This window comes from Pradoshia sp. Z6_59, from assembly GCF_058267515.1.
Genome location: NZ_JBZCPP010000020.1, coordinates 25,891 through 49,442, shown reverse-complemented (window position 1 = coordinate 49,442; position 23,552 = coordinate 25,891). Strand labels below are relative to the sequence as shown.

At 39.0% G+C, this 23,552-nt stretch carries 23 protein-coding genes, 2 riboswitches and 1 other annotated feature; of the genes, 9 read left to right on the top strand and 14 right to left on the bottom strand.

Annotated features, from left to right (window positions below; genetic code table 11):
- Nucleotides 1-102: 102 nt before the first annotated feature.
- On the top strand, nucleotides 103-324 hold the full coding sequence (locus AC4D4B_RS16555) for a DeoR family transcriptional regulator (protein ID WP_049669825.1): 222 nt from the start codon (nucleotides 103-105) through the stop codon (nucleotides 322-324).
- A gap of 39 nt (nucleotides 325-363) precedes the next feature.
- Here AC4D4B_RS16555 and AC4D4B_RS16550 read toward each other — a convergent pair whose 3' ends face one another.
- Complete coding sequence (locus AC4D4B_RS16550) at nucleotides 364-1,095, bottom strand: pseudouridine synthase (protein WP_490996375.1); 732 nt, start codon at nucleotides 1,093-1,095, stop codon at nucleotides 364-366.
- Nucleotides 1,096-1,167: 72 nt separating this feature from the next.
- Between AC4D4B_RS16550 and AC4D4B_RS16545 the strand changes: the two genes are divergently transcribed.
- The gene (locus tag AC4D4B_RS16545; protein ID WP_490996374.1) at nucleotides 1,168-1,383 is read left to right on the top strand and encodes a hypothetical protein; all 216 of its coding nucleotides are present in this window, start codon (nucleotides 1,168-1,170) and stop codon (nucleotides 1,381-1,383) included.
- 66 nt (nucleotides 1,384-1,449) lie between these two features.
- Here AC4D4B_RS16545 and AC4D4B_RS16540 read toward each other — a convergent pair whose 3' ends face one another.
- Nucleotides 1,450-3,072 carry a putative polysaccharide biosynthesis protein gene (locus tag AC4D4B_RS16540; RefSeq protein WP_491000541.1) on the bottom strand — a complete coding sequence of 541 codons (1,623 nt, stop codon included), beginning with the start codon at nucleotides 3,070-3,072 and terminating at the stop codon, nucleotides 1,450-1,452.
- Nucleotides 3,073-3,274: 202 nt separating this feature from the next.
- On the opposite strand from AC4D4B_RS16540, the gene AC4D4B_RS16535 reads away from it, so the two are divergent.
- Together AC4D4B_RS16535 and AC4D4B_RS16530 are read left to right on the top strand one after the other, a co-directional pair.
- Entirely contained in the window at nucleotides 3,275-4,546 is a 1,272-nt protein-coding gene (locus AC4D4B_RS16535; RefSeq protein WP_491000540.1) for a BaiN/RdsA family NAD(P)/FAD-dependent oxidoreductase, read from the top strand.
- Between the two features lie 15 nt (nucleotides 4,547-4,561).
- The gene (locus tag AC4D4B_RS16530) at nucleotides 4,562-5,029 is read left to right on the top strand and encodes a VanZ family protein (RefSeq protein ID WP_491000539.1); all 468 of its coding nucleotides are present in this window, start codon (nucleotides 4,562-4,564) and stop codon (nucleotides 5,027-5,029) included.
- Nucleotides 5,030-5,244: 215 nt separating this feature from the next.
- Here AC4D4B_RS16530 and AC4D4B_RS16525 read toward each other — a convergent pair whose 3' ends face one another.
- From AC4D4B_RS16525 to AC4D4B_RS16505, 5 genes are all read right to left on the bottom strand, one after another.
- Nucleotides 5,245-5,430 (bottom strand): sporulation protein Cse60, encoded by a 186-nt coding sequence (locus AC4D4B_RS16525; protein WP_490996370.1) that lies wholly within the window; start codon nucleotides 5,428-5,430, stop codon nucleotides 5,245-5,247.
- Nucleotides 5,431-5,488: 58 nt separating this feature from the next.
- Nucleotides 5,489-5,797: a rhodanese-like domain-containing protein gene (locus AC4D4B_RS16520; RefSeq protein WP_490996369.1), complete on the bottom strand. Its 309-nt coding sequence runs from the start codon at nucleotides 5,795-5,797 to the stop codon at nucleotides 5,489-5,491.
- A 65-nt stretch (nucleotides 5,798-5,862) separates the two neighbouring features.
- Entirely contained in the window at nucleotides 5,863-8,274 is a 2,412-nt protein-coding gene (gene leuS, locus AC4D4B_RS16515; protein ID WP_490996368.1) for a leucine--tRNA ligase, read from the bottom strand.
- Between the two features lie 77 nt (nucleotides 8,275-8,351).
- Nucleotides 8,352-8,575: a binding site (T-box leader), on the bottom strand.
- A gap of 425 nt (nucleotides 8,576-9,000) precedes the next feature.
- Nucleotides 9,001-9,174: a glycogen biosynthesis protein GlgD gene (locus tag AC4D4B_RS16510; RefSeq protein ID WP_490996366.1), complete on the bottom strand. Its 174-nt coding sequence runs from the start codon at nucleotides 9,172-9,174 to the stop codon at nucleotides 9,001-9,003.
- Nucleotides 9,175-9,187: 13 nt separating this feature from the next.
- The gene (locus tag AC4D4B_RS16505) at nucleotides 9,188-9,451 is read right to left on the bottom strand and encodes a YtzC family protein (protein WP_490996365.1); all 264 of its coding nucleotides are present in this window, start codon (nucleotides 9,449-9,451) and stop codon (nucleotides 9,188-9,190) included.
- A gap of 182 nt (nucleotides 9,452-9,633) precedes the next feature.
- On the opposite strand from AC4D4B_RS16505, the gene mnmL reads away from it, so the two are divergent.
- Together mnmL and mnmM are read left to right on the top strand one after the other, a co-directional pair.
- Nucleotides 9,634-10,608, top strand: coding sequence for a tRNA modification radical SAM protein MnmL/YtqA (gene mnmL / locus AC4D4B_RS16500; protein WP_491000538.1), 975 nt, complete (start codon nucleotides 9,634-9,636; stop codon nucleotides 10,606-10,608).
- The gene (mnmM, locus tag AC4D4B_RS16495) at nucleotides 10,598-11,164 is read left to right on the top strand and encodes a tRNA 5-(aminomethyl)-2-thiouridylate-methyltransferase MnmM (protein WP_491000537.1); all 567 of its coding nucleotides are present in this window, start codon (nucleotides 10,598-10,600) and stop codon (nucleotides 11,162-11,164) included. Before mnmL ends, mnmM begins: the two co-directional genes overlap by 11 nt.
- Before the next feature lie 41 nt (nucleotides 11,165-11,205).
- On the opposite strand, the gene AC4D4B_RS16490 is transcribed toward mnmM, so the two are convergent.
- The 5 genes from AC4D4B_RS16490 to AC4D4B_RS16470 form a co-directional block, all read right to left on the bottom strand.
- A complete protein-coding gene (locus tag AC4D4B_RS16490) occupies nucleotides 11,206-11,997 on the bottom strand; it encodes an ABC transporter ATP-binding protein (RefSeq protein WP_490996362.1) in 792 nt (263 codons plus the stop codon).
- Nucleotides 11,991-13,043 (bottom strand): FecCD family ABC transporter permease, encoded by a 1,053-nt coding sequence (locus tag AC4D4B_RS16485; RefSeq protein WP_490996361.1) that lies wholly within the window; start codon nucleotides 13,041-13,043, stop codon nucleotides 11,991-11,993. Before AC4D4B_RS16485 ends, AC4D4B_RS16490 begins: the two co-directional genes overlap by 7 nt.
- 178 nt (nucleotides 13,044-13,221) lie before the next feature.
- Nucleotides 13,222-13,366: riboswitch (cobalamin riboswitch) on the bottom strand.
- 48 nt (nucleotides 13,367-13,414) lie between these two features.
- Nucleotides 13,415-14,416, bottom strand: a complete 1,002-nt coding sequence (locus AC4D4B_RS16480; protein ID WP_490996360.1) for an LLM class flavin-dependent oxidoreductase — start codon at nucleotides 14,414-14,416, stop codon at nucleotides 13,415-13,417.
- Nucleotides 14,417-14,443: 27 nt separating this feature from the next.
- Nucleotides 14,444-15,526 (bottom strand): tetraprenyl-beta-curcumene synthase family protein, encoded by a 1,083-nt coding sequence (locus AC4D4B_RS16475; RefSeq protein WP_490996359.1) that lies wholly within the window; start codon nucleotides 15,524-15,526, stop codon nucleotides 14,444-14,446.
- Nucleotides 15,527-15,548: 22 nt separating this feature from the next.
- On the bottom strand, nucleotides 15,549-16,352 hold the full coding sequence (locus tag AC4D4B_RS16470) for an alpha/beta hydrolase (RefSeq protein ID WP_066109165.1): 804 nt from the start codon (nucleotides 16,350-16,352) through the stop codon (nucleotides 15,549-15,551).
- 110 nt (nucleotides 16,353-16,462) lie between these two features.
- Here AC4D4B_RS16470 and AC4D4B_RS16465 point away from each other — a divergent pair, with 110 nt between their 5' ends.
- Both AC4D4B_RS16465 and AC4D4B_RS16460 read left to right on the top strand, forming a co-directional pair.
- Nucleotides 16,463-16,993 carry a gamma carbonic anhydrase gene (locus tag AC4D4B_RS16465; protein ID WP_066109168.1) on the top strand — a complete coding sequence of 177 codons (531 nt, stop codon included), beginning with the start codon at nucleotides 16,463-16,465 and terminating at the stop codon, nucleotides 16,991-16,993.
- Between the two features lie 103 nt (nucleotides 16,994-17,096).
- A complete protein-coding gene (locus AC4D4B_RS16460) occupies nucleotides 17,097-17,948 on the top strand; it encodes a C39 family peptidase (RefSeq protein WP_491000536.1) in 852 nt (283 codons plus the stop codon).
- Here the strand turns inward: AC4D4B_RS16460 and asnB are convergent.
- A complete protein-coding gene (gene asnB / locus AC4D4B_RS16455; RefSeq protein WP_491000535.1) occupies nucleotides 17,945-19,840 on the bottom strand; it encodes an asparagine synthase (glutamine-hydrolyzing) in 1,896 nt (631 codons plus the stop codon). The genes AC4D4B_RS16460 and asnB overlap by 4 nt on opposite strands.
- 197 nt (nucleotides 19,841-20,037) lie before the next feature.
- Nucleotides 20,038-21,237, bottom strand: coding sequence for a methionine adenosyltransferase (gene metK, locus AC4D4B_RS16450; protein ID WP_490996356.1), 1,200 nt, complete (start codon nucleotides 21,235-21,237; stop codon nucleotides 20,038-20,040).
- Nucleotides 21,238-21,370: 133 nt separating this feature from the next.
- Nucleotides 21,371-21,498, bottom strand: a riboswitch (SAM riboswitch).
- A gap of 378 nt (nucleotides 21,499-21,876) precedes the next feature.
- Here metK and pckA point away from each other — a divergent pair.
- Nucleotides 21,877-23,466, top strand: coding sequence for a phosphoenolpyruvate carboxykinase (ATP) (gene pckA, locus AC4D4B_RS16445; protein WP_490996355.1), 1,590 nt, complete (start codon nucleotides 21,877-21,879; stop codon nucleotides 23,464-23,466).
- The last annotated feature ends 86 nt before the right edge of the window (nucleotides 23,467-23,552 follow it).

Genomic DNA, 23,552 nt, shown 5'->3' with positions numbered 1-23,552 from the left:
GTGCTGTATAGGTGATAACTTAGTTAAGTGGGATGGTTAACAGCCTTTATACCTTGCAGGTTGGAATGTTGCCATTGGAAACTATCCATAAGGAGTGGTTTTTTGAAACCTTCAACAAACCGTATGCTTACCAGAATTAAGTCCATTTATATGTTCATCGTCCGCAACGGCACGGTAACAACCCAAGAATTAGTGGATGAATTCGGAATTACTCCACGTACCATTCAGAGGGACTTAAATGTGTTGGCTTATAACGAACTTGTTGTCAGCCCCAGTCGTGGAAAGTGGACCACCACTCAAAAGAAAGTTAAATTAACCTCGTAATGATTTACACAGTTTTTCCTACAAAAAGAAGACCGCTTTTTAACGGTCTTCTTTTTCCGGAGTACGTGTATTCAATAAGCTGATCTCTTCTTCAGTCATTTCTCTGTACTCTCCTGTTTCCAAGCCCTCATCCAATTCGAGCTCGCCCATCTTAATTCTTTTCAGATATACTACTTTTTTTCCTACAGCTTCAAACATCCGTTTAACCTGATGATATTTTCCTTCTGTTATGATGACTTCTATTTCTGATCTCTGACCACTTGTAAGAATCCTTAATTTTCCCGGTTTCGTTACATATCCATCATCCAATGTAACTCCCTTGGCAAACTGTTCAATATCCTCTTCAGTTACAATTCCCTGAATAACCGCGTAATAGGTTTTAGGAACATGTTTTTTTGGAGCAAGCACCTCATGAGCAAGATGCCCATCATTCGTAAGAACCAACAGCCCTTCAGTATCCCGATCCAGCCTTCCAACAGGGAATGGTTTTTTTATTGCATCTTCAGGTTCCAATAAATCAAGCACCGTTTTCAGCCTGTCATCTTCTGTGGCAGATATGTATCCGGCCGGTTTGTTCATTAACAAATAAATATATTCCTTATAGTTGACTTGCTCTCCATAAACGGTAATTAGGTCGTTATCCGGATCGACATGCTTTTTAGCATCGCTTATTTTTACATCATTACAAAGAACTGCCCCTGATTTCAGCAGTTGTTTAACCTCTTTCCGGCTCCCATATCCGGAGTTAGCTAATAATTTATCAATTCTCATCCTAAAAATCACCTATTTTCCTTTTTTGAATAGACTAATGCTGAATATAAAGTGAAGGAGTGTTCTAATTTTATGGATTATCAACAACAACCCTCTAACGAACAAGATGATAGACAATTGCAGCAGCCAGCCGGTTTTCCTGGACCAGGAGGCCTATTTCCTGGTTTAGGTGGAGTTAATGCCCGTATAGATCGGCTTGAAAACCGCTTTGAACGTCTGGAGCGCCAATTTGAACGCCTTGACCGACGTGTATCCCGGATTGAACGGGCACTTGGAATGCGGTACTAATTATGAGAATGGCCTGCTTTAAAAATTAAGCAGGCCTTAAAGTTAAACTTTCACATTTTAATTCGATTAATTCCCTCTAGTGAAACGGTTCAATTTTAGCTTGCGCAATAGTCCATCCGTTCGATCTCCAAAAATAATATGTAATAAACCACTTTTAATCGATAAGAAAAAGTAGATTAGGACCCCTACTGGAACAGTAATCGCCACCCTGAAAACCGCATCCATTTGACTTTTTGAACCTATCCAGGAAGCCAGGACTTGATCCAGACTCCACACAACCAGGGCCATAACTCCAGCAAATATGAGTGATAATAATCCCCTTCTCAGCACGGGTTTGATACGATAACCAGTAAAGTAATAAATTACATATAAATTAATAAGCGTACTGACCGTATATCCAATTGCAGTCGCATAAACCGCCCCATTCGTTTCAAACATTTTTATGAACGGAATATTGAGACTAAGCTTTATTAATATTCCAGTCAATAAGCTAAGGACTGTAAAACGTTGCTGGCTTATTCCCTGCATGATTGCAGCTGTAACAGAAAATAAAGCAAATAGAATAGCAACCGGTGCATAAACTCTTAATACTTCTGACCCTAAATCAAGGAATCCATAAAACGAGCCATATACGCTTTCAGATAAAACACTGATTCCAACAACTGCCGGTATCAGAATAAACAGCAAAGTTTGGAATGTTTCTGTTAATTGTTGTTTGTATAGCTTCCAATTCTTTTCAACAAACGATTTCGTTACACTTGGAACAATGGACAATGAAAAGGCCGTAGCCAGTGTCATTGGAATAAGGACAAGCTTTTGAGTTGATACATTTAAAACACCAAAAGCCACATCTGTTGATCCCTTTAATCCAATTGAAACCATCGCTCTGTTAAAAGTAACCGTATCAACTAACTGGAATAAAGGCATTGCCAATCCAACAAAAATAAATGGTATTGAGGAAACAACAATTTCTTTGTAGATTTCTTTAAGAGAAATATCTATTTCATTTTTACTTTCGCTCAAAAGTTTATCGAGATGACGTTTCCGCTTTTTCCAATACCATAAGAGGACTAGAAATCCGAATACCGCTCCAATAAAGGCTGAAAATGTTGCCACGCTCATAGCTTGTACGACATCTCCGCCCATTAAATTCAGGACAATATATGCGCCGCCCAGCAGGAATATAATACGTGCAATCTGCTCGATAACCTGGGAAACAGCTGTCGGCCCCATTGACTCATTTCCTTGAAAGAACCCGCGCAATATACTTTGCGAAGGTACAAGGATAAGAGCAAAGCTCACAGCCCGTATAACTGATGTAACATCCTCAACGGAGAATTTTTGCGTATCCATCATGGCAGCCAATCCAGGGGCGCTAACATACATAATGAGAAAAGCCGCAATCCCCGTTAACATCATTATTTTTCGGCTTGATTCAAATAGCTTACGTCCAACTGCATATTCTCCCATAGCATTATATTTGGCCACAAATTTGGCCACTGCGAGGGGAATCCCTCCCGTTGATATACTAATGAAAATTGTATAGGGTATATACGCAAAGCCGTATAACGCCATTCCCTCTTTGCCGACGATTTGATTAAAAGGAATAACATAAAACAATCCGAGTATTTTCGATAAAACCATACCAACTGTTAGAATAAAAGTGCCTCTAATAAGTTTCGATGACATGTAACAATCCCTTTCACTCTTTCCCTTAACCTGTAAGAAATATATTTTCATGAGTCTTTTTGTTTATTTGTTCACTATTCTGTAGTTTACTCTTTTCTATCCTTTTTGACAATTGAACTTCAATTTGTTTACGACTTTTGCCTTATTCATAAAATCACTTATAATAGAACATATTAGCATGTTTTAGAAAAGAGATGGAATAATGAAATACGATGTAATAATTATAGGAGGAGGCCCCTCCGGTTTAATGGCTGCCATAGCAGCAGCAGAAAACGGCGCTTCCACCTTATTAATAGATAAAGGATCCAAGCTTGGACGTAAGCTGGCCATTTCAGGCGGAGGTCGATGCAATGTCACGAATCGTCTGCCGATTGATGAGATTATTAAGCATATCCCCGGTAATGGCAAATTCCTGTACGGTGCATTCTCTGAATTTGATAATGAGGGAATTATTTCTTTCTTCAAGAAACTGGGAGTCGAATTAAAAGAGGAAGATCACGGAAGAATGTTTCCGGTTAATGATAAAGCCCAATCCGTTGTAGATGCGATGATGAATAGGTTGAAGCAATTGGGTACTGATATACGTACAAACTCACCTATAGCAGATGTTTTGTATGAATCAGGGAAAGTAATTGGCGTTCGGACACAAACGGGCGAAACGATCGAAGCTGACTCCGTTGTCATTGCTGTTGGCGGTAAATCCGTTCCTCACACCGGGTCAACCGGTGATGGCTATGCCTGGGCTGAAAAAGCTGGACATACTGTTACAGAGCTATTCCCAACTGAGGTTCCGCTAACGTCAGCTGAAGATTTTATCAAACAGAAAACATTACAGGGACTTTCACTTCGTGATGTCGCAATCAGCGTGATGAATCCTAAAGGAAAACCATTAATTACCCATCGCATGGATATGATTTTCACACATTTTGGCCTATCAGGTCCAGGTGTCCTCCGCTGCAGCCAATTTGTTGTGAAGGCCCTTAAAAAATGGAATCTTAAAGAGGTCATTGTCCAAATTGATGCGCTGCCTGATTTAAATGAAGAACAGGTATTCCAACAGATTATAAAAATTATTAAATCTGATGATAAAAAGGCTGTTAAAAACAGTTTAAAAGGTTTAGTGCCTGAAAGATATTTATTATTTTTACTGGAGCGTAACCAGATTGACCCTTCTGCGCAGGGTGCAGTCATCGCCCATGAGAAATGGCGTTCTTTAAGCAAAGATATTAAAAAGTTCCCTGTCCATGTCAATGGAACACTTTCTTTAGAGAAGGCATTTGTGACTGGCGGAGGAGTATCGGTTAAAGAAGTTGAACCAAAAACAATGGCCAGTAAATTCATGAATGGCTTATATTTCTGTGGAGAGATCTTGGACATTCACGGATATACGGGCGGCTATAATATCACTTCAGCTTTGGTAACCGGCCGTTTAGCAGGATTAAATGCTGCAGAAAAGAATAATTTCCTGGCATAAGAAAGGATGGTATAAGTGCAGGATATAGCCCAAACGATAAAAAACAATAAGCTGTTTTCGCCGCTTATTTACATGTTGTTTTTCATCTATTTAGCCATCCTTTCCTATCTTTTGTTCTTTGGATACTACAGACAAGAAGACAGAATAGAATCTTATAATCTTGTTCCATTTAAAACAATCAATATGTATATTACGTTTGCTGATTACTTCAAATTTAAAATTTGGTTTTCGAATCTATTCGGTAATATTCTCGCTTTTATGCCGTTTGGATTTTTTCTGCCAATCGCATTTAAAAAGCTGAGAAATTTTCTAATTATCACGTTTCTGTCCTTCCTGTTTTCTTTATTTGTGGAGACGATGCAGCTAACATTCCATGTCGGTGGATTTGATGTAGATGATATTCTATTAAATACAATCGGTGGTTTCTTTGGATACCTCGTTTTCAAGCTCATGTATCAGCTTTTCAAAAAACCCGTAAACTAATAAGTTCAATCCTAAAAATAAGTGGAGAAACAGTTTGTTTTCTCCACTTATTTTTACTTTATTCAATGTAATTTAGGCTTTGACAATTGGGTTGGTCAAAATTAAATTCATCAACGTATGGATTATTTCTTAGATGTTCCACTTCATCTGAGAATAGACATTGTCATTTGTGTAGATATGAGCCAAGAATTAAGTTTACCTACAATGATGCCTGCTCATTTCTTATAGATAACCATTGCACTAAAACAATAGATTTGGTCTTCCTCATCCTCTTCACCGAAAGCTGCTATATTATATTTTATATCTACAATTCTGTCCTCATCTATTTTTTCGAGAAAATGATTCATCCCTTTTTCCAGGTCTTTTTCATGTTCATAATCAAACATTTTCACTTGAATCACGGCAAAGATTCCTCCTGTTTTTATCTATCTTTGCCAGACCTCAGTATTTTTATACTATTCAGAATATAATTTCCCCTTGCCAATGCATCATACCGCCTTCCATAGAGGCTGTCTTATATCCTCTCTCCTGCAGAAAATAAGCCACATTTTCACTTCTTACTCCTGCATGACAGATTAGAATATACTCTGTTTCTTTATCAAGCTCATCAAGCCGATCTGGTATTTCTCCCATTCTCATTTGAATAGCACCTGGCACCATACCATTTATGACTTCATAATCCTCCCGCACATCAATGATGGATAATTCCTCACCATTTTCAATTCTGCTCTGCAGCTCTTCCGGTTGGATAATTTTTATTTCTTCCATCTCCATTTTCCCCCTTTATAAAAAAGCCGTCTTACGTTTAATTAAACGTAAGACGGCCGCACTTGTTAGTTTGCAACGATATTTACTAATTTTCCTGGAACAGCAATTACCTTACGGATTGTTTTACCGTCGATTTGCTCTTGTACCTTTCCGTTCTCCATTACGATTTTTTCCATTTCTTCTTTCGTAATGCCGGCAGGCACCTGAAGTTTTGCTCTCATTTTACCGTTTATTTGAATAACAATTTCAATTTCATCATCAACCAATTTGGACTCATCATACGCAGGCCATGAAGCATAGGCAAGTGTTTCATTGTTGCCAAGTCTGCTCCAAAGTTCTTCAGTAATATGAGGGCAAATAGGTGACAATAGCTTCACAAAGCCTTCCATATATTGAATTGGAAGGATTTCTGCTTTATACGCTTCATTAATAAACACCATCATTTGAGAAATAGCTGTATTAAAGTGAAGTGCCTCCAGATCCTCTGTTACCTTTTTAACCGTTTGATGATAAATCTTCTCAAGACGAGTATCGTTCGATTCAGTGATTTTATCATTTACTGTACCGTCATCGGTGATAAACAATCTCCAAACACGGTCAAGGAAACGTCTGGAACCATCAAGTCCATTTGCAGACCAGGCAATGGATGCATCAAGCGGTCCCATGAACATTTCATATAGACGAAGTGTATCCGCACCATGGCTTTCTACGATATCATCCGGATTTACTACATTCCCTTTGGATTTACTCATTTTTTCGTTATTTTCCCCAAGTATCATTCCTTGGTTAAATAGCTTTTGGAAAGGTTCCTTTGTTGGAACAACACCAATATCATACAAGAATTTGTACCAGAATCTTGCATAAAGCAAGTGAAGTACAGCATGCTCTGCTCCGCCAATATACGTATCTACAGGCATCCAATGCTTAAGCTTTTCAGGATCAGCGATTGCATTTGGATTTTTCGGATCGATATAGCGCAGGAAGTACCAGCAGCTGCCCGCCCATTGAGGCATTGTATTTGTCTCGCGTCTTCCTTTACGGCCGTTCTCATCTACTACATTTACCCACTCTTCAATGTTGGCAAGAGGAGATTCACCTGTGCCGGATGGTTTAATTTCGGTTGTTTTCGGAAGCATAAGCGGGAGCTCAGATTCAGGTACAGCTGACATAGTACCGTCTTCCCAATGAATAATTGGGATAGGCTCTCCCCAATAACGCTGACGAGAAAAGTTCCAATCACGTAGACGATAAGTTACTTTCTTCTCACCAATTCCTTGTTCTTCAAGCCATTCAATCATTTTGCTAATTGCTTCTTCTTTATTCAAGCCATTCAAGAATTCAGAGTTTACATGTTCTCCTTCTCCTGCATAAGCTTCTTTTTCAATATTCCCGCCAGCTACAACTTCACGGATTGGCAAATCAAATTTCTTAGCGAATTCATAGTCACGTTCATCATGAGCCGGAACTGCCATAATGGCACCTGTACCATAGCTCATCAATACATAATCAGCGATCCAGATTGGAATCTCTTCCCCATTTGCTGGGTTGATTGCATATGCTCCTGTGAATACACCTGTTTTCTCTTTAGAAAGCTCTGTTCTCTCAAGATCGCTCTTAGATTGAATTTCCTTTTTATACGCTTCAACTGCTTCTTTTTGCTCTGCTGTTGTAATTTTATCCACAAGTGGATGCTCTGGTGACAAGACAGAATATGTTGCCCCGAACAAGGTGTCTGGACGTGTTGTGAATACCGTGTAGGATTCTTCCGTACCTTTAATCTTGAAGGTTACAGATGCGCCCTCAGAGCGGCCGATCCAGTTACGCTGCATATCCTTAATGCTTTCAGGCCAATCCAATTCATCCAGATCCTCAATCAAACGATCTGCATAAGCCGTGATTTTCAAAATCCATTGGCGCATAGGCTTACGGATAACCGGATGTCCGCCTCGCTCACTTTTCCCATCGATAACTTCTTCGTTGGCCAAAACTGTTCCCAGTGCCGGGCACCAGTTAACCGGTATTTCAGCCATATAGGCAAGTCCTTTTTCATATAGCTTCAAGAAAATCCACTGCGTCCATTTATAGTACTCTGGATCTGTGGTATTGATTTCCCTGTCCCAGTCATAGGAGAACCCAAGTGATTTAATCTGACGCGTGAATGTACCGATATTTTTAGCTGTAAACTCTTCCGGATCATTTCCTGTATCAAGAGCATATTGCTCGGCAGGCAATCCAAATGCATCCCAGCCAATTGGATGAAGGACATTATATCCCTGCATACGTTTCATGCGAGATAGAATATCTGTTGCTGTATATCCTTCAGGATGCCCTACATGAAGGCCAGCTCCTGATGGATAAGGAAACATATCCAAAGCGTAAAATTTACGCTTCCCTACATGATCAGTCGTTTTGAATGTTTTGTGTTCTTCCCAATAAGATTGCCATTTCTTTTCAATCTCTACATGATTGAAACTCATCCTAATTCCTCCTACATGGTTCAAAATTGCTGTGCTTAAAAGCTTGAAACAATAAAAAAAGCCACTCATCCCTAATAAGTAGGGACGAGAGGCTTGTTATTAACTTCCCGCGGTACCACCCTGATTGATGCAGTAAATATGCATCCGGCTCGACTCTTTAACGCAGATGTACGGCAACCCTTACTCTTAGTTCAGGCTTGCAACTCCAGGGTGAGTTCATAATGTGTCCTGTTGACTTGCAGCGACCGTCAACTCTCTAAAAAGAACAAACATTACTACTGATCCCTCTCAAAGTTATTCATGTTATCCAAAAAATATATACATTCATTGTATGTAAATCAGCTAAAAAGTTCAAGTCAATTTAGACTGTTTTTTCAATCATTGACAAATTTAGCTTCCATTATACAGGTTTTATAATAATTTATGTGTGATTGGTAGGGGGAAACTGGGGCTGGATTATGTGCATATCCGGCTCTATTCCTTGTCGATTGGCTGGATTCCACACCGATTCGGCTGGATTACTTGCCTATTCGGCTCTATTTCCTTGTCGATTGGCTGGATTCCACACTGATCCGGCCGGATTCCTCTCATTTTACTGAACGACTCCTTCATCTGGTTGAATTACACATCGATTCAGCTGGATTCCGCCGTATCATCCCCACCATCACTCACCTCTCTATACAAATAAAACCAACAAGCACAGCCATATAGACTGTGCCTGCTGTTTTATTTATATTGCTTTGGATGAACTGTTGCTTTAGTTTGTTGGCCTCCAGATGCTTCGTTCATCTTTTTAGCCCTCTTTATAATATCTTGATCTTCACCGGCCTCGATATCTTGATTATTAATGCCATTACGAGTCTTTTGTTCCGGATTATTATGTTTAGAACGTTTTCGCATAGTGAATACCCCCTTAGCGTCTGCGCACAACCATTGCATGCTGAATATCCTGAACCTGTATTTTCATACGGTTCAACATATCACGCTGTTGATCATTTGCACTGTGATCCATTGCCTCTAACTCATTAAATGAGTTTTCCAATCTGACCAATGCCTCGGTATATCCTGCTTCATTGTAATGCTCCTGTTTTGCAGACTCCTTATATTGCTCTTCTGCGAATTCAATTGCATTAGCACATCGTTCCATACACTCACCCATGGATTTTCGTGTAGCCAAAGATACCCTCTCCTTTTTTCATTGGATTGGTTTACAAAAGCTCATCCATTATCCATTATGCCCCTTTGAAATAAAAAGATTAGTGATTTTTAATAGCTGCTAATAATAGTCAATTGGAAAGTATACATCAGCGTGGTAGAATGGAGTTTATGTTCTTGAAATCTAAACAGGGGGGTTTTGTAATGAAACAGGTTAACCCTTTTCAATATGCAAGTGACGACAAACGTTATCATACATGGAATTATCATCTCCGCAATCAATTTGGTCACAAGGTATTTAAAGTAGCTCTTGATGGTGGATTTGATTGCCCGAACCGTGATGGCACGGTAGCTTTTGGTGGCTGTACTTTTTGCAGTGCCGCTGGATCCGGTGATTTTGCCGGTAATCGTGCTGAGGATCTGCAAAAACAATTTGCCGATATAAAAGCAAAAATGCATCAAAAATGGAAGGACGGCAAGTATATGGCCTACTTCCAAGCTTATACGAATACCCATGCGCCCGTTGAGGTGTTACGGGAAAAATTCGAAACCGTCATAAACGAGGAAGGTGTAGTCGGATTATCCATTGCCACTCGTCCAGACTGCCTGCCTGATGATGTAATAGAATATTTAGCTGAATTAAATGAGCGTACTTACCTGTGGGTTGAGCTTGGCCTGCAAACTGTTCACGAGAAAACAGCTAATATCATAAACCGTGCACATGATTATCCAACCTATGTGGAGGGAGTAAACAAGCTTCGGAAACATGGTATACGCATTTGCAGCCATATCATTAATGGCTTACCGCTTGAAACTCCAGAAATGATGATGGAGACGGCTAAAGAAGTTGCTAAACTAGATGTACAGGGAATTAAAATTCACCTCTTGCATCTCTTAAAGGGCACTCCAATGGTGAAACAATACGAAAAAGGAATGTTGGAATTCCTTTCGTTAGATGAATATGTCAATCTCGTCTGTGATCAGTTGGAGATCCTTCCACCTGAAATGATTGTCCATCGTATTACCGGTGACGGACCAATTGATCTAATGGTTGGACCAATGTGGAGCGTTAATAAATGGGAAGTATTAAATGCCATTGATGCTGAATTAAAGCGTCGTAATAGCTACCAAGGTAAATTTTATGTACCAAATAAGGATGCTGTCATCAATGAAGCTTGATCGTATCCTTCCCTTCGCAAGACTATTGCTTGAAAAAGCAGTTAAACCTGGTGATATAGCTATTGATTGTACGATGGGCAATGGGCATGACACCGTATTTTTAGCAAATTTAACTGGTCCGGATGGACATGTATACAGCTTCGACATTCAGGAATCTGCCTTGCAAAAAACGGAAGAGAGACTGATGACAAATGAGCTTCAGGAGCGGGTAACACTGATTCAAGCAGGTCATGAGCGCTTACAGGAATTTATCCCATCTGGCAAACCTGTAACAGGCGCCATCTTTAATTTAGGCTATTTGCCTGGCGGCGATAAAGAAATCATTACAACCGCTCCTACCACGATTCAGGCTGTAACATCATTACTCGATATTATGGAGCCTGAAGGCATCATAGTTCTTGTCATCTATCACGGTCATCCTGGCGGAGATATTGAACGTGACGAATTAATCAAATTCGTTACAGAGCTTCCACAGGATACGGCCCATGTGCTGGAATATCGATTTATGAATCAAAAAAACAACCCGCCATTTATTATCGCTATCGAAAAACGTTAAAAAAGTGTGAGCTCACGGAAGCTCACACTTTTTATATAAAATCATTTATAGTTTTCAGGAGTAAAAAAGATTTGCGGTGTTCCCGTAATAGGATGAGGGCGACTTACCAGATCTACCTCGTATACAGACGAAAGCAAGGTTTCATCATAAAGTAAATCTATTCCACCCTCCGCCACCTTCCTTCCATCCTTAAGCAAAGCACATCTATCTGCATATAAAGCTGCCATGTTTAAATCATGGAGGATAGCGACAATCGTCAGACCATTTTGAAGCTGGAGCCTCTTTAATAGATTTAACAATTCAATTGTATGCTTTACATCCAGATGATTTGTAGGTTCATCGAGAAACAGCAGCTTTGGCTGCTGGGCCAAAGCCTTTGCTAAAAGGACACGTTGCTTTTCCCCGCCGCTTAATGACGAAAAATATGTATATTTAAATTTCAGCGTGTTTGTCTGAGCCAGACACTCATCAACAATTGAGTAATCCTCACTACGGTAATGATTAAAAAATCCCTTTTCCTGATAAGGATATCTGCCTAAGAGTACGATTTCTTCCACCGTAAAATCTATTCCCACCATCTGTTCCTGACTTAACACGGCAGCTATTTTAGCCAATTCTCCGGTTTTATAGGATGAGGTCCTTTTCCCATTAATAATTGAAGTCCCTTCTTTATATTCCATTTTCCCCAATATACTTTTAATCAATGTCGTCTTACCGCTTCCATTTGGACCCAGAAGAGCAAAAAAATCTCCGCTCTCAACCTTAATAGAAAAGTCCTGAAGCACTCGCTTATTTTTATGATAGCCTGCACTGAGGCTCTCTACAGTTAACATGTCAAATTCCTTCTTTTTATCCGTTCTTTAATCAGTAAGATAGTAAATACCGGTGCACCGATTAAGGCAGTAATGACACCGATTGGTAATTCCTGCGGGTTGATAATCGTACGTGCAATCAAGTCAGCCAATACGAGATATCCACCTCCAATAATCATGGATAACGGCAGTAAGTGGCGATGGTCAGCACCAGCAATCAGGCGAACAAGATGTGGAATAACCAGTCCAACAAAGCCAATAGCTCCTGATACAGCAACTGCGGCACCCGTTAATAGTCCTGCCCCAATAATAATCGTTATTTTCTTTCGTTTCACATCGATTCCATTATATTGGGCGGATTGATCTCCAAGAGCCATCCCGTTTAGTTCACGATAATGAAATAAAATGATGGACGCTCCTATAATAAAAAAGGGAATCAATATACTGACGTGCCCCCAATTTTTCATGGCCACACTGCCCATCAGCCAGTTTAATACCTCCCTCATTTGATCCCCTGAGGATAGCGCAATGATAAGTGAGACCACAGCGCCAATGAATGAATTCATAATTATACCGGCTAAAATAATGGTCTCATTCGCATAGGTAACACTGGCCGCCTTTGTAATGCCAAATACAATAAACAAGGTAATAAAACTAAACACGATTGCAACAAGCGGCAAGGTGAACTGACCAAAAAGAGCAAATTCGATATTAAAGAATAGAACAATCACTGCCCCAACCGAAGCACCGGAAGAAATTCCGATCGTATATGGATCAGATAGTGGATTTTGCAAAAGTCCCTGAAAGGCAGCACCGGCAAGTGCCAGTGCGGCACCCACAAATAAAGCGATCAGTACCCTCGGTAATCGTATATTCCAAATGATCATTTCTATATTTTTTGGACCGGTATAGAAGGATTCCTGGCCGGTCACGTTTTTTAAGAGAATTCCAAGAATATCTTTAAATGACATGTCCACGCTGCCTATAAACAAACCGAGCAGCGCAGCGAGCAGCAAAAACAGGATACTCCCAAAATAAATACCGGTTGTTCTATTTTTATTATTCATAGCTTATACTTCAATTCCTCTTTACTCCTACGGCGAACCTCGGATTATTCATGCACTTTAAATCAAGATTAAACAGCTTCAACACATAAAAAATCCTTAGCTCAGGATGGTATTGAGCTAAGGATTCACTTTTTCACGCCTGTGAATACAATAAGCCTACTTTTCCCTCCGAAAAATAAGTACTAAAACTCTAAAAGCAGGTTTCCTGGCTTTTACTAAATCAAATCGTGATTTAGTAAGTACAGTAGCGGGGGCTGCAACGGATTTGAACCGTTTTCCCTTTTACCCTCGTGTACCGAGGCACTTTTAAAGTGATTTATGAGATTTCATTCTTATTCTAATAGATTGATTGAGTAATATCAAATCCACCATTATTTCAACAGTTCTTCGGCAATTAATCTAAAGGAATTCTCTTTAGCCTCATATGAATGGGTGATCGTTACAAGCATAATTTCATTTGTAAAGAAGCGTTCACTCAGCTCTCTAATTTTTTCCCCGATCGTTTTAGGAGAACCGATAATCATCTTGCTCCTGTTGTAATCGATCCGCGCTTTCTCAAACTGCGATAATGACAGTTCATGAATTTCTTTTGGGTGAGGTGTTCCCTCTCTTATAATTCCCTGTGAAAGAAACAGCATCGATAAATCCAATGAACCAGCCAGATATTCTGCCTCTTCATCCGATTCCGCACAAACCGTAAATACAGTAACCATACCCGATGGATTCTGTACTAACTCTGTAGGTCGAAATGCTTCATGATAATGCTTCATATTTTCTTCAGCATATTCACTGTTAATAAACAAAGCAAAATTATAGGGTATACCCTTTTGGGCTGCAAGAGCCGCGCTGGAAGAACTAGATCCAAGCATCCATAATTCCGGCGGAGACGTAATGGTAGGTGTCACGGATAACCCATATAGAGGATGCAATTCCGGTATTTGATCATAGAGATACCAGGATAATTCATCTACCTGATCAGGAAAACGATGCAGTTCCTGTACTCTACCTTCCTGCAACGCTCGTGTTGCTCTTGGCATCCCTCCAGGAGCCCTGCCGATTCCCAAATCTATTCTTCCCGGAGCTAAACCAGATAATACTCTGAAGTTTTCGGCTACTTTGTAAGCACTGTAATGAGGCAGCATAACACCGCCTGTTCCAACTCTTATTTTATCTGTTTGAGCAGCAATCCATGTTGCCAATATCTCAGGCGAAGATCCTGCCAAGCCTTGACTATCATGATGCTCGCTGACCCAAAATCTTGAGTATCCCCACTCCTCAGACAATTTTGCCAGTTTGACCGTATTAGCAAGTGCCTGCTCTGAAGGCTCTCCAACAGAGCGCGGTGACTGGTCTAGAATACTTAACTTTACCATTCTGCTCCATCCCCTTAGTATTGAATGCTAGACTCGCCTATTCTTCTTCATCCTCTTAAACGCATGATACAGCTTACTATTCCAATAAAAGAAATACGCTGAACGGCCACCCAAGCTTAGCATTTTTTTAGTATATTTCTTAACCGACGACTGATTTTTCACCTTGGAATCGGCTAAATAAATACCTAATAACCCCTGGTTAATCATGCTGTGGAACTTGCTATCCGGTATTTTTGTTACATCTAAATTGGCTTGTTCAACAAAATAACAAAGTCTTTCAATCATTTGCTCTTCCGTTTCGTAATAAAAACAGAAATTTAAATCGTCGCCTTGGCGGTCCTCCTCCTGATCAATAAAATAGTCCAGCATAATATGCAATCCTTGCACATAAGGAAAATAAGATTCATATATGTCTTTTCCCAAATGTTGAGTGAAATTTTTTCGCACTGCATATGAAACTAAGCAAAAAATGCCCAGAGTAGATCCTGCGCAAGCACTGAATTCATACCATGACAGACCTACTGGAAGCTGCTGTTTATTTTCATTGAACCAGGTTTCTAATCTATGTACCCGTTCTTCCCATTTAACATGCTTATGTATTTGTAAATCACAATAAAAGGTGCAAAGCTTTTTCAAATAAGGCTCGATATGTTCGTAATGCACCATATTCGCCAGAACAGATTGACAGGTTTTTACCAACTCGACTAAATACCCGCCATCCTCCTGCTCCTCTCTGAGTTCATAATAATTTCTCGTCAAGGCCTCCGGATTAAGAGCATCCTTCATAGATTGATGCAATAGCGTAAAATCATTAGGATCAAGTGAGGTACTGCGGTCACATAGATTATCAAGATAATCACTGATGGTTTGATACGCAACAATAAATCGAATGACATCATCTTTTTTTTCACCTGCTGCGAGAGCTAATATAGAACCACCCTCGCAATGGAAAGTTTTGTGGGCAATACTGGATAAGGCCTGAGTACGCAGCTCTTCATTAGGGATTTTTTCTGCCTTTGCCTGCCAACTCGCGAGTTCCCGATGAACAATCGGAAATACATTTCTGTATACATTCTTTACTAAGCTGATATCACTAGTGGGTAATTTCATTTGTGTCCCATCTCCTAACCCCTTAAACGATATACCCTATATTGCGCAATCTCGCTTCAATGAAGCTCTTTGCATATAGAAATACATCTTCTCTCTCTGGCTCATTAAATATTTCATGATACAGCTTAGGCCATTCTTTATAATGCTTTTCGGATGCCGGAAAGTAGTTAAACCATTCTCTAACCATAGCCTTGTCCACTATTTTGTCGTCCCCTGCCTGCATAACAAGAACAGGAATATCCGGGAAATCCTCATCAAAATCAAAGGCATCCTTCATAGCTGAAATTAATTCACGATACCATCTGACTGATACACTTGTGATGTAGAGTGAATCGTTCAAATCAAATTCAATAACTTCTGGATTTCTCGTTGCCATTTCAACAGTTAATCCTGAAGGTTTTTTATATGTAGGATAAACAAGATTTAAAACCTTTGACATGGATTCAAGTAATTTTGGAGGGTGAATTAATGTTCCAAAACATGGTGAAGATAGGATAATACCCGCTAAATTATATTCCTTAAGTTGAAGCATGTTAATGATGATGAGTCCTCCCATGCTATGACCTAGCATGAATACAGGCAAACCAAATGTATAAGCCTCGTTCACCCATGAATCAACCTCATCAATATAATCCTCAAATGAATCAATATGCCCTCGATTTGCACGTGAAGTCATTCCCTGACCTGGCAAATCTCCAATAATTACGTGATACCCTTCTGATAGCCATCTTTCAATTAACCATTTATATCTGCCTGAATGCTCCATGGCGCCGTGAACAATCACGATTACACCATAGGCTTTCCCCTCAGCTTCCCACTTTTTCATAGATGAACTCCTCCTGTATGATGTTTAGCTTTATTTTATTTACACTGTACCGCTTTATATGTACACTTTTATTAACTATCTATTTTACAGTAGAAAACGGAGGTTTTGTAATGAAATTATATCAATATATAGATAAAATTCCTTCCATCGATCAAACTGCTTATTTAGCCGATCATGTAGTTATCAGCGGTGATGTCACAATCGGTGAAAATTCAAGTGTTTGGTTTAACACAGTCATTAGAGGTGATGTCGCTCCTGTGATTATCGGTAAAAATGTTAATATTCAAGATAACTCAGTCCTCCATCAAAGTCCCAATAACCCATTAGTACTGGAAGATAATGTAACGATAGGCCATCAAGTCATTCTCCATAGTTGCCATGTGAAGAAAAATGCTTTGATTGGGATGGGCTCCATTATTCTTGACGGAGCTGAAATAGGAGAAGGTGCCTTCATCGGTGCAGGCAGTTTAGTATCTCAAGGTAAAAAAATCCCACCAAACACACTCGCTTTCGGCAGACCTGCTAAAGTAATTCGTGAATTAACAGATGATGATCGTAAAGACATGGAAAGAATAAATAAGGAATACGCAGAAAAAGCACGCTATTATTCAAGTATACAACCTTTAAAAGAGAATAACTAATTATCATTCCTCATTAGGGTATACTCTTTATTGTATACCCATTCCCTTTATTATTTAGCTATAAATGATACACCTTTTTAAAATCAATTTCAGGAGTAGGATTATGAATACTTTCATTTTGATTTTCATGTTATTTAGTATCATTTCAATCATTTTGGTCCTATGGCGTCAATATCAGCCACTATCTATTTTGATTGTTATCTCTTTAATAGGCACTTTCCTGTTTACAGGCTGGAAGGTCTATAACTCAAATTACTCCTTTGCTCATCAAATTAATAATATGATTGATAAGTCAGTAAGCTTAACAAATTCTATTACCAATGATAATCGACCTGCAAAACCTCCTGCCAAAGATAAAGTACTTCTTGATGTGCCGATCGTTAAACAGCTGCCCGAGCTCCCAAGAGGATGTGAAGTAACTAGCCTGGCCATGCTTCTTCAATTTGCCGGATTGGATGCGGATAAATTAAAACTTGCCCAGCAAATAAAAAAAAATCCAGCTAAAATAAAAAAAATAAATGGTGAAATCCATTACGGTGATCCTAATGATGGATTTATTGGAGATATGTATTCAACTAATAAACCTGGCCTTGGAGTGTATCATAAGCCTATAAAAAAACTTGCTGAGCATTATATGCCTGGCAAAATAATCGATTTTACCAATGGGAATTTCAACCAAATTAAAAAATATCTCTCAACTAATCGACCAGTCTGGGTCATTATAAATACAGCCTATAAAAAATTAGATCCATCCTATTTCCATACTTGGAAAACACCAAATGGGAAAATATCAATTACTTATAAGGAACATTCTGTCGTAGTAACAGGCTATGATCAGGATTATATTTATTTTAACGATCCCTTAACAGGAATTAAAAATAAAAAAGCACCCTCCGCTGATTTTGAAAAAGCGTGGGTGCAAATGGGAAAACAGGCTATAACCTATAAAGATTAATGGATTGGGTCACTTATCATATCCTTTTCAGCTAATGCCTGGAAAGGATATTTTTCTTCGACATATACAGAGTACCATATCATAAATACCAATACAGTCCATAGTTTACGGCTATTGTCCGCTTTACCTGTAACATGATTATTGAACAGATTCATAATGACTTGCTTATCCAGCAAATGATCTGTTTGGCTTTCTTTTATTATTGTAATCGCCCATTCATACATTTCATTTTTTAACCAATGACGGATAGGCACTGGAAAACCAAGTTTCTTACGATTTAATACATGGTCAGGAATGATTCCCTCTGCAGCTTTTCTAAGTATATATTTGGTCGTTCCATGAGCAGTTTTTAAATCAGTTGGAATTCCGGATGCCACCTCAAATACTTTTTTATCAAGGAATGGCACTCGAAGCTCAAGAGAATGTGCCATCGTCATCTTATCAGCTTTTACTAATATATCTCCGCGCAGCCATGTATGAATATCAATATACTGCATTCTGCTCACATCATCATAGTCGGGTGTTTCTGCGTAGAACGGATGTGTTATTGTAGTATAATCCAGCTTTGATTTATATAATTTGAATAATTGCCCCTTCTCTTCCTCCATAAACATCTTGGCATTTCCAAGATAGCGTTCTTCAATCGGCGTACAGCCGCGCTCTATAAAACTCTTGCCTTTTACACCTTCAGGCATCATGGCAGCAATTCTTTTTAGCGCTCTTTTCATAAGTACAGGAATTGTATTAAACATGGCTAAGGATTGAGGCTCACGGTAAATATTGTATCCTCCGAATAATTCATCCGCTCCTTCACCTGACAGAACAACCGTTACATGCTTTTGCGCTTCCCTTGCCACGAAATATAAAGGCACACAAGCGGGATCTGCCAACGGGTCATCCATATGCCACATGATATTCGGCAGTTCCCTCATATATTCCTGCGGTGAAATAATATAGCTAATATTTTCTACCCCAAGCTTGTCAGCCGTTTCTTTAGCAACATCAATTTCACTGAAACCATTCTGTTCAAATCCAACTGAGAATGTTTTAATTCCAGGATGAATTTCTTTAGCAATGGAAGCAATGATTGTGGAATCAATTCCACCGGAAAGAAATGAACCAACAGGTACATCACTGCGCATATGCATGTTAATACTGTCATACATCACATCTTGAATTTCTTTAATCCAATCTGGTTCACTGCGCAGTATAGGTTTGAATTCAGCTTTCCAATATTGACGGATCTCCATAGGTTCTCCAATTTTCTTTGTAAAGCAATGTCCAGGCAATAATTTTTTCACATTCTTTGTCATCGTCGCTGGTTCTGGAATAAATTGAAAGGTAAGATAATGTTGCAAAGAAACAGGATCCAATTCTTGTTTTTCTAAAGCGTATATAATGCTTTTCTTCTCAGAGGCAAAATAAGTCTTATCCCCATCTTCCTTATAAAAAAATGGTTTAATCCCAAATGGATCACGGGCACCAAAAACAGATTTCTCCTGTTTATCCCAAATCACGAACCCAAACATCCCACGAAGCATTTCAACTGCCTTTTCCCCATATTGAACAAATGCCGCCAGGATTACTTCAGTATCTGAATTTGTAGAAAACGCCATGCCTTCCTTTTCAAGCACTACTTTCAATTCCAAGTAGTTGTATATTTCTCCGTTAAAAACAATCCAATAGCGTTCATTTTCATACGTTAAGGGCTGATGTCCACATTCAATATCAATGATGCTTAGTCTTCTGAAACCAAGCTGGATATGTTCATCTATATAATACCCCTCGTCATCCGGCCCTCTATGCGTAATCAAGTCATTCATACTTTTAATTAGTTCTGAATCCTGATTCGCTTGTTGGTGATCATGCATACATCCTACAAATCCACACATTATTATTCACTCACTACCTTTACTTTCGACTGTTTTTCATTTAAAAATATCAAAGAATTAGATTTTAGATATAAGCTAGCGTCCCGACAAAATACGATCCATTATACCCGATTTCATAGTTTCCTAATATTACCATATTTAGACAAAAAAAGAAAGAGGGCTTATCCCTCTTTCTAGAAATGTTTATGCTGTTTATCTTAGATGTTAGCTTCCGTACGCAGTACTTCTACTTTATCCGTTTTCTCCCAAGGAAGATCTAAATCATTGCGTCCAAAATGTCCGTAAGCTGCTGTTTGTTTATAAATCGGACGTCTTAAATCAAGCATTTTTATGATTCCTGCAGGGCGCAGATCAAAGTTAGCACGTACTAATTCAATTAATTTTTCCTCTTCAATTTTACCTGTACCGAACGTATCAATGGATATAGATACTGGCTGAGCTACACCAATCGCGTAAGCCAGCTGAACTTCTGCTTTATCTGCAAGACCTGCTGCTACAATATTTTTAGCTACATATCTGGCTGCATAGGCAGCAGAACGGTCTACCTTTGTAGCATCTTTACCAGAGAATGCTCCACCACCGTGACGTGCATATCCACCATACGTGTCTACGATAATTTTACGGCCAGTCAAGCCTGCATCCCCTTGTGGACCTCCGATAACAAAACGGCCCGTTGGGTTAATAAAATATTTAGTTTGTTCATCAATAAGGTGAGCTGGAACAACCGGTTTTATTACTTGTTCTTTTAAGTCTTTCTTAATTTGCTCCAGTGTTGTATCCGCGTCATGTTGAGTAGAGATTACGATTGTATCAATTCTAACCGGATTTTTGTTTTCATCATATTCCACTGTGACTTGTGTTTTTCCATCAGGACGCAAGTATGGCAGAACATCTTGTTTACGAACTTCAGCCAGCTTTCGAGATAATTGGTGAGCAAGAGAAATAGGAAGAGGCATTAATTCTTCTGTTTCGTTGCAGGCAAAACCGAACATTAGACCCTGATCTCCCGCCCCAATTGCTTCAATCTCTTCATCTGACATCGTGCCTTCTCTTGATTCCAAAGCTTGGTCTACACCTTGGGCGATATCTGCAGATTGTTCATCAATAGAGGTTAAGACAGCGCATGTTTCTGCATCGAAACCATATTTTGCACGAGTATAACCAATCCCTTTGATTGTGTCACGTACAATTTTTGGAATATCCACATACGTAGAAGTAGTGATTTCTCCCGCTACTAAAACTAATCCAGTGGTAACAGATGTTTCGCAGGCTACCCTTGCATTTGGATCCTTTGCTAATATTTCATCCAAAATGGCATCAGAAACCTGATCGCAAATTTTATCCGGATGACCTTCTGTTACAGATTCTGATGTAAACAAATGTCTTTTATTAGACATGTATATTTCCTCCTTCAGTTTCCCTGTTTATGGCTACTCATTATCTTTAATTATCTCCTGATTATACGAAAAAAGACCTTTCCCCTTTATAAAGAAAAGAGGAAAGGTCTGAGTCTCAGAAATCGGCCTTTCACTCTCATCGTTCAAGGCATTATAACCTTGCATCAAGTTAGCACCTTTGCGTGATTTCCATTAAAGGAATCAAACTGCAGGTTGCCCCGGCTTCATAGAGCTCGTCTCTCCACCGAGTCTTGATAAGAGTATCCATATCAAATGTATATAATATCTTATCCATCATTTTCTGTCAATAAATAAGCAGGAATATATTGTTAAGATAGACCTGGAGCTTCATCCTTTCCTAAAAGAAACACATTCCGACCTTAAGATTCGCATTTCTATTATGATATTGATATAATTAATTTACGAATATTCAAATAAATAAACATTGTTATTTATCCATAAAGGTTGACTAACATCACTGTTTTTTTCACTATGGAAAATAATAATAGTTATTCTTATATACTATATTAATCAATTGTTTTGAAAATTAACACAATTAGTATGGATAAATCAATTAAATGTGTTATACTAATTTCCATATAATATACTTACCAAAATTCTGGAAAAGGATGATACCTTATGAACAGTGTAGGAGTTTCCAATGAATTGAAACAATTACTTACTCATGATAATATTCACATTCAGCTTTCAGTGCCACAACTAGTTGAAAAAGTATTAACCAGAAAAGAGGGCATCCTCACATCTACTGGAGCTATTAAAGCTGAAACAGGTAAATATACCGGCAGATCCCCAAAGGATAAATATATTGTAGAGGAAGCTGCTACTAAAGATAAAATAGCCTGGGGAAGCGTCAATCAAGCAATATCTGAAGATGCATTTTCTAAATTATATGATAAAGTTATCGATTACCTCGAAAAACGAGATGAATTATTTGTATTTAATGGGTTTGCTGGAGCTGCAACAGACTACCGCCTTCCTATACAAGTAATCAATGAATATGCCTGGCACAATTTATTTGTACATCAGTTGTTTATCCGCCCCACTAAAGATGAGCTTGAAAACCATTCGCCTGAGTTTACTATTATCTCAGCACCAGGTTTTAAAGCAAACCCTCTTGTGGACGGTACACACTCTGAGACGTTTATCATCATTTCATTCGAAAAAAAAGTGGTCTTAATTGGAGGCACTGAGTATGCAGGTGAAATGAAAAAATCCATTTTTTCAATCATGAATTACCTGCTGCCTGAGAATAATGTGTTCTCTATGCATTGTTCAGCAAATGTAGGTTTTGAGGGAGATGTAGCTCTTTTCTTTGGCCTATCAGGTACTGGAAAGACTACTTTATCAGCCGATCCAAATCGCCGCCTAATAGGTGATGACGAACATGGCTGGTCTCCTGATGGGGTATTTAACATTGAAGGCGGCTGTTACGCAAAATGCATCAATCTCACAGAGGAAAAAGAGCCTCAAATTTTTAATGCCATTCGCTTTGGTTCTGTACTAGAGAATGTAGTTGTAGACGAAGATACGAGAATTGCTGACTATGATAATGGAATGTTAACTGAAAATACCCGGGCAGCTTACCCAATCGAAGCCATGCAGAATATCGTCACACCAAGTATAGCAGGCCATCCCAATACCATCATCTTCTTAACTGCTGATGCTTTTGGTGTTCTGCCTCCAATCAGCAAGTTAACAAAAGAACAGGCAATGTATCATTTCCTAAGCGGTTATACGAGTAAATTGGCAGGAACTGAACTCGGAATTACTTCACCACAGGCAACGTTTTCTACCTGCTTCGGTTCACCGTTCTTACCATTACATCCAACAAAATATGCTGAGATGCTTGGCAAAAATATTGAGGAGCATCAAGTTCAGGTATATCTGGTTAACACCGGTTGGACTGGAGGAGAATATGGAACAGGCAGCCGAATGAAGCTTTCTTATACACGTTTGATGATTCAAGCTGCATTAGAAGGAGAACTAGCCAATATTGAAACGGTACAAGACAGAATATTCGGCTTAGCGATTCCCTTACATGTACCCGGAGTACCGGATGAAGTTTTACAGCCTCAAAAAACGTGGAAGGATTCAGAAGCCTATTATAAAAAGGCAAATGAGCTTGCAAATAAATTCAGAGAAAATTTCAAGGAATTTAAGAATATTAGTTCTGAAATTGAATCTAAAGGTGGTCCAATTACCTTTTAAGGAACTAGCGGTGTCTTAGGAAGCCAAAAAGAATTGGCCTTCCTGAGGCACTATTTTATTTTTATCTAAATTTAAAAACAAACCCA

What these genes read in the sequence shown, in the direction of transcription:
- AC4D4B_RS16485 (WP_490996361.1), bottom strand. Translation starts at nt 13,043, where the DNA reads ATGAATAATAAAAATAGAACAACCGGTATTTATTTTGGGAGTATCCTG.
- AC4D4B_RS16545 (WP_490996374.1), top strand. Translation starts at nt 1,168, where the DNA reads ATGGATTATCAACAACAACCCTCTAACGAACAAGATGATAGACAATTG.
- asnB (WP_491000535.1), bottom strand. Translation starts at nt 19,840, where the DNA reads ATGTGTGGATTTGTAGGATGTATGCATGATCACCAACAAGCGAATCAG.
- AC4D4B_RS16470 (WP_066109165.1), bottom strand. Translation starts at nt 16,352, where the DNA reads ATGAAAAAGTGGGAAGCTGAGGGGAAAGCCTATGGTGTAATCGTGATT.
- AC4D4B_RS16465 (WP_066109168.1), top strand. Translation starts at nt 16,463, where the DNA reads ATGAAATTATATCAATATATAGATAAAATTCCTTCCATCGATCAAACT.
- AC4D4B_RS16460 (WP_491000536.1), top strand. Translation starts at nt 17,097, where the DNA reads ATGAATACTTTCATTTTGATTTTCATGTTATTTAGTATCATTTCAATC.
- metK (WP_490996356.1), bottom strand. Translation starts at nt 21,237, where the DNA reads ATGTCTAATAAAAGACATTTGTTTACATCAGAATCTGTAACAGAAGGT.
- AC4D4B_RS16480 (WP_490996360.1), bottom strand. Translation starts at nt 14,416, where the DNA reads ATGGTAAAGTTAAGTATTCTAGACCAGTCACCGCGCTCTGTTGGAGAG.
- AC4D4B_RS16535 (WP_491000540.1), top strand. Translation starts at nt 3,275, where the DNA reads ATGAAATACGATGTAATAATTATAGGAGGAGGCCCCTCCGGTTTAATG.
- mnmM (WP_491000537.1), top strand. Translation starts at nt 10,598, where the DNA reads ATGAAGCTTGATCGTATCCTTCCCTTCGCAAGACTATTGCTTGAAAAA.
- pckA (WP_490996355.1), top strand. Translation starts at nt 21,877, where the DNA reads ATGAACAGTGTAGGAGTTTCCAATGAATTGAAACAATTACTTACTCAT.
- mnmL (WP_491000538.1), top strand. Translation starts at nt 9,634, where the DNA reads ATGAAACAGGTTAACCCTTTTCAATATGCAAGTGACGACAAACGTTAT.
- AC4D4B_RS16520 (WP_490996369.1), bottom strand. Translation starts at nt 5,797, where the DNA reads ATGGAAGAAATAAAAATTATCCAACCGGAAGAGCTGCAGAGCAGAATT.
- AC4D4B_RS16475 (WP_490996359.1), bottom strand. Translation starts at nt 15,526, where the DNA reads ATGAAATTACCCACTAGTGATATCAGCTTAGTAAAGAATGTATACAGA.
- AC4D4B_RS16510 (WP_490996366.1), bottom strand. Translation starts at nt 9,174, where the DNA reads ATGCGAAAACGTTCTAAACATAATAATCCGGAACAAAAGACTCGTAAT.
- leuS (WP_490996368.1), bottom strand. Translation starts at nt 8,274, where the DNA reads ATGAGTTTCAATCATGTAGAGATTGAAAAGAAATGGCAATCTTATTGG.
- AC4D4B_RS16490 (WP_490996362.1), bottom strand. Translation starts at nt 11,997, where the DNA reads ATGTTAACTGTAGAGAGCCTCAGTGCAGGCTATCATAAAAATAAGCGA.
- AC4D4B_RS16540 (WP_491000541.1), bottom strand. Translation starts at nt 3,072, where the DNA reads ATGTCATCGAAACTTATTAGAGGCACTTTTATTCTAACAGTTGGTATG.
- AC4D4B_RS16550 (WP_490996375.1), bottom strand. Translation starts at nt 1,095, where the DNA reads ATGAGAATTGATAAATTATTAGCTAACTCCGGATATGGGAGCCGGAAA.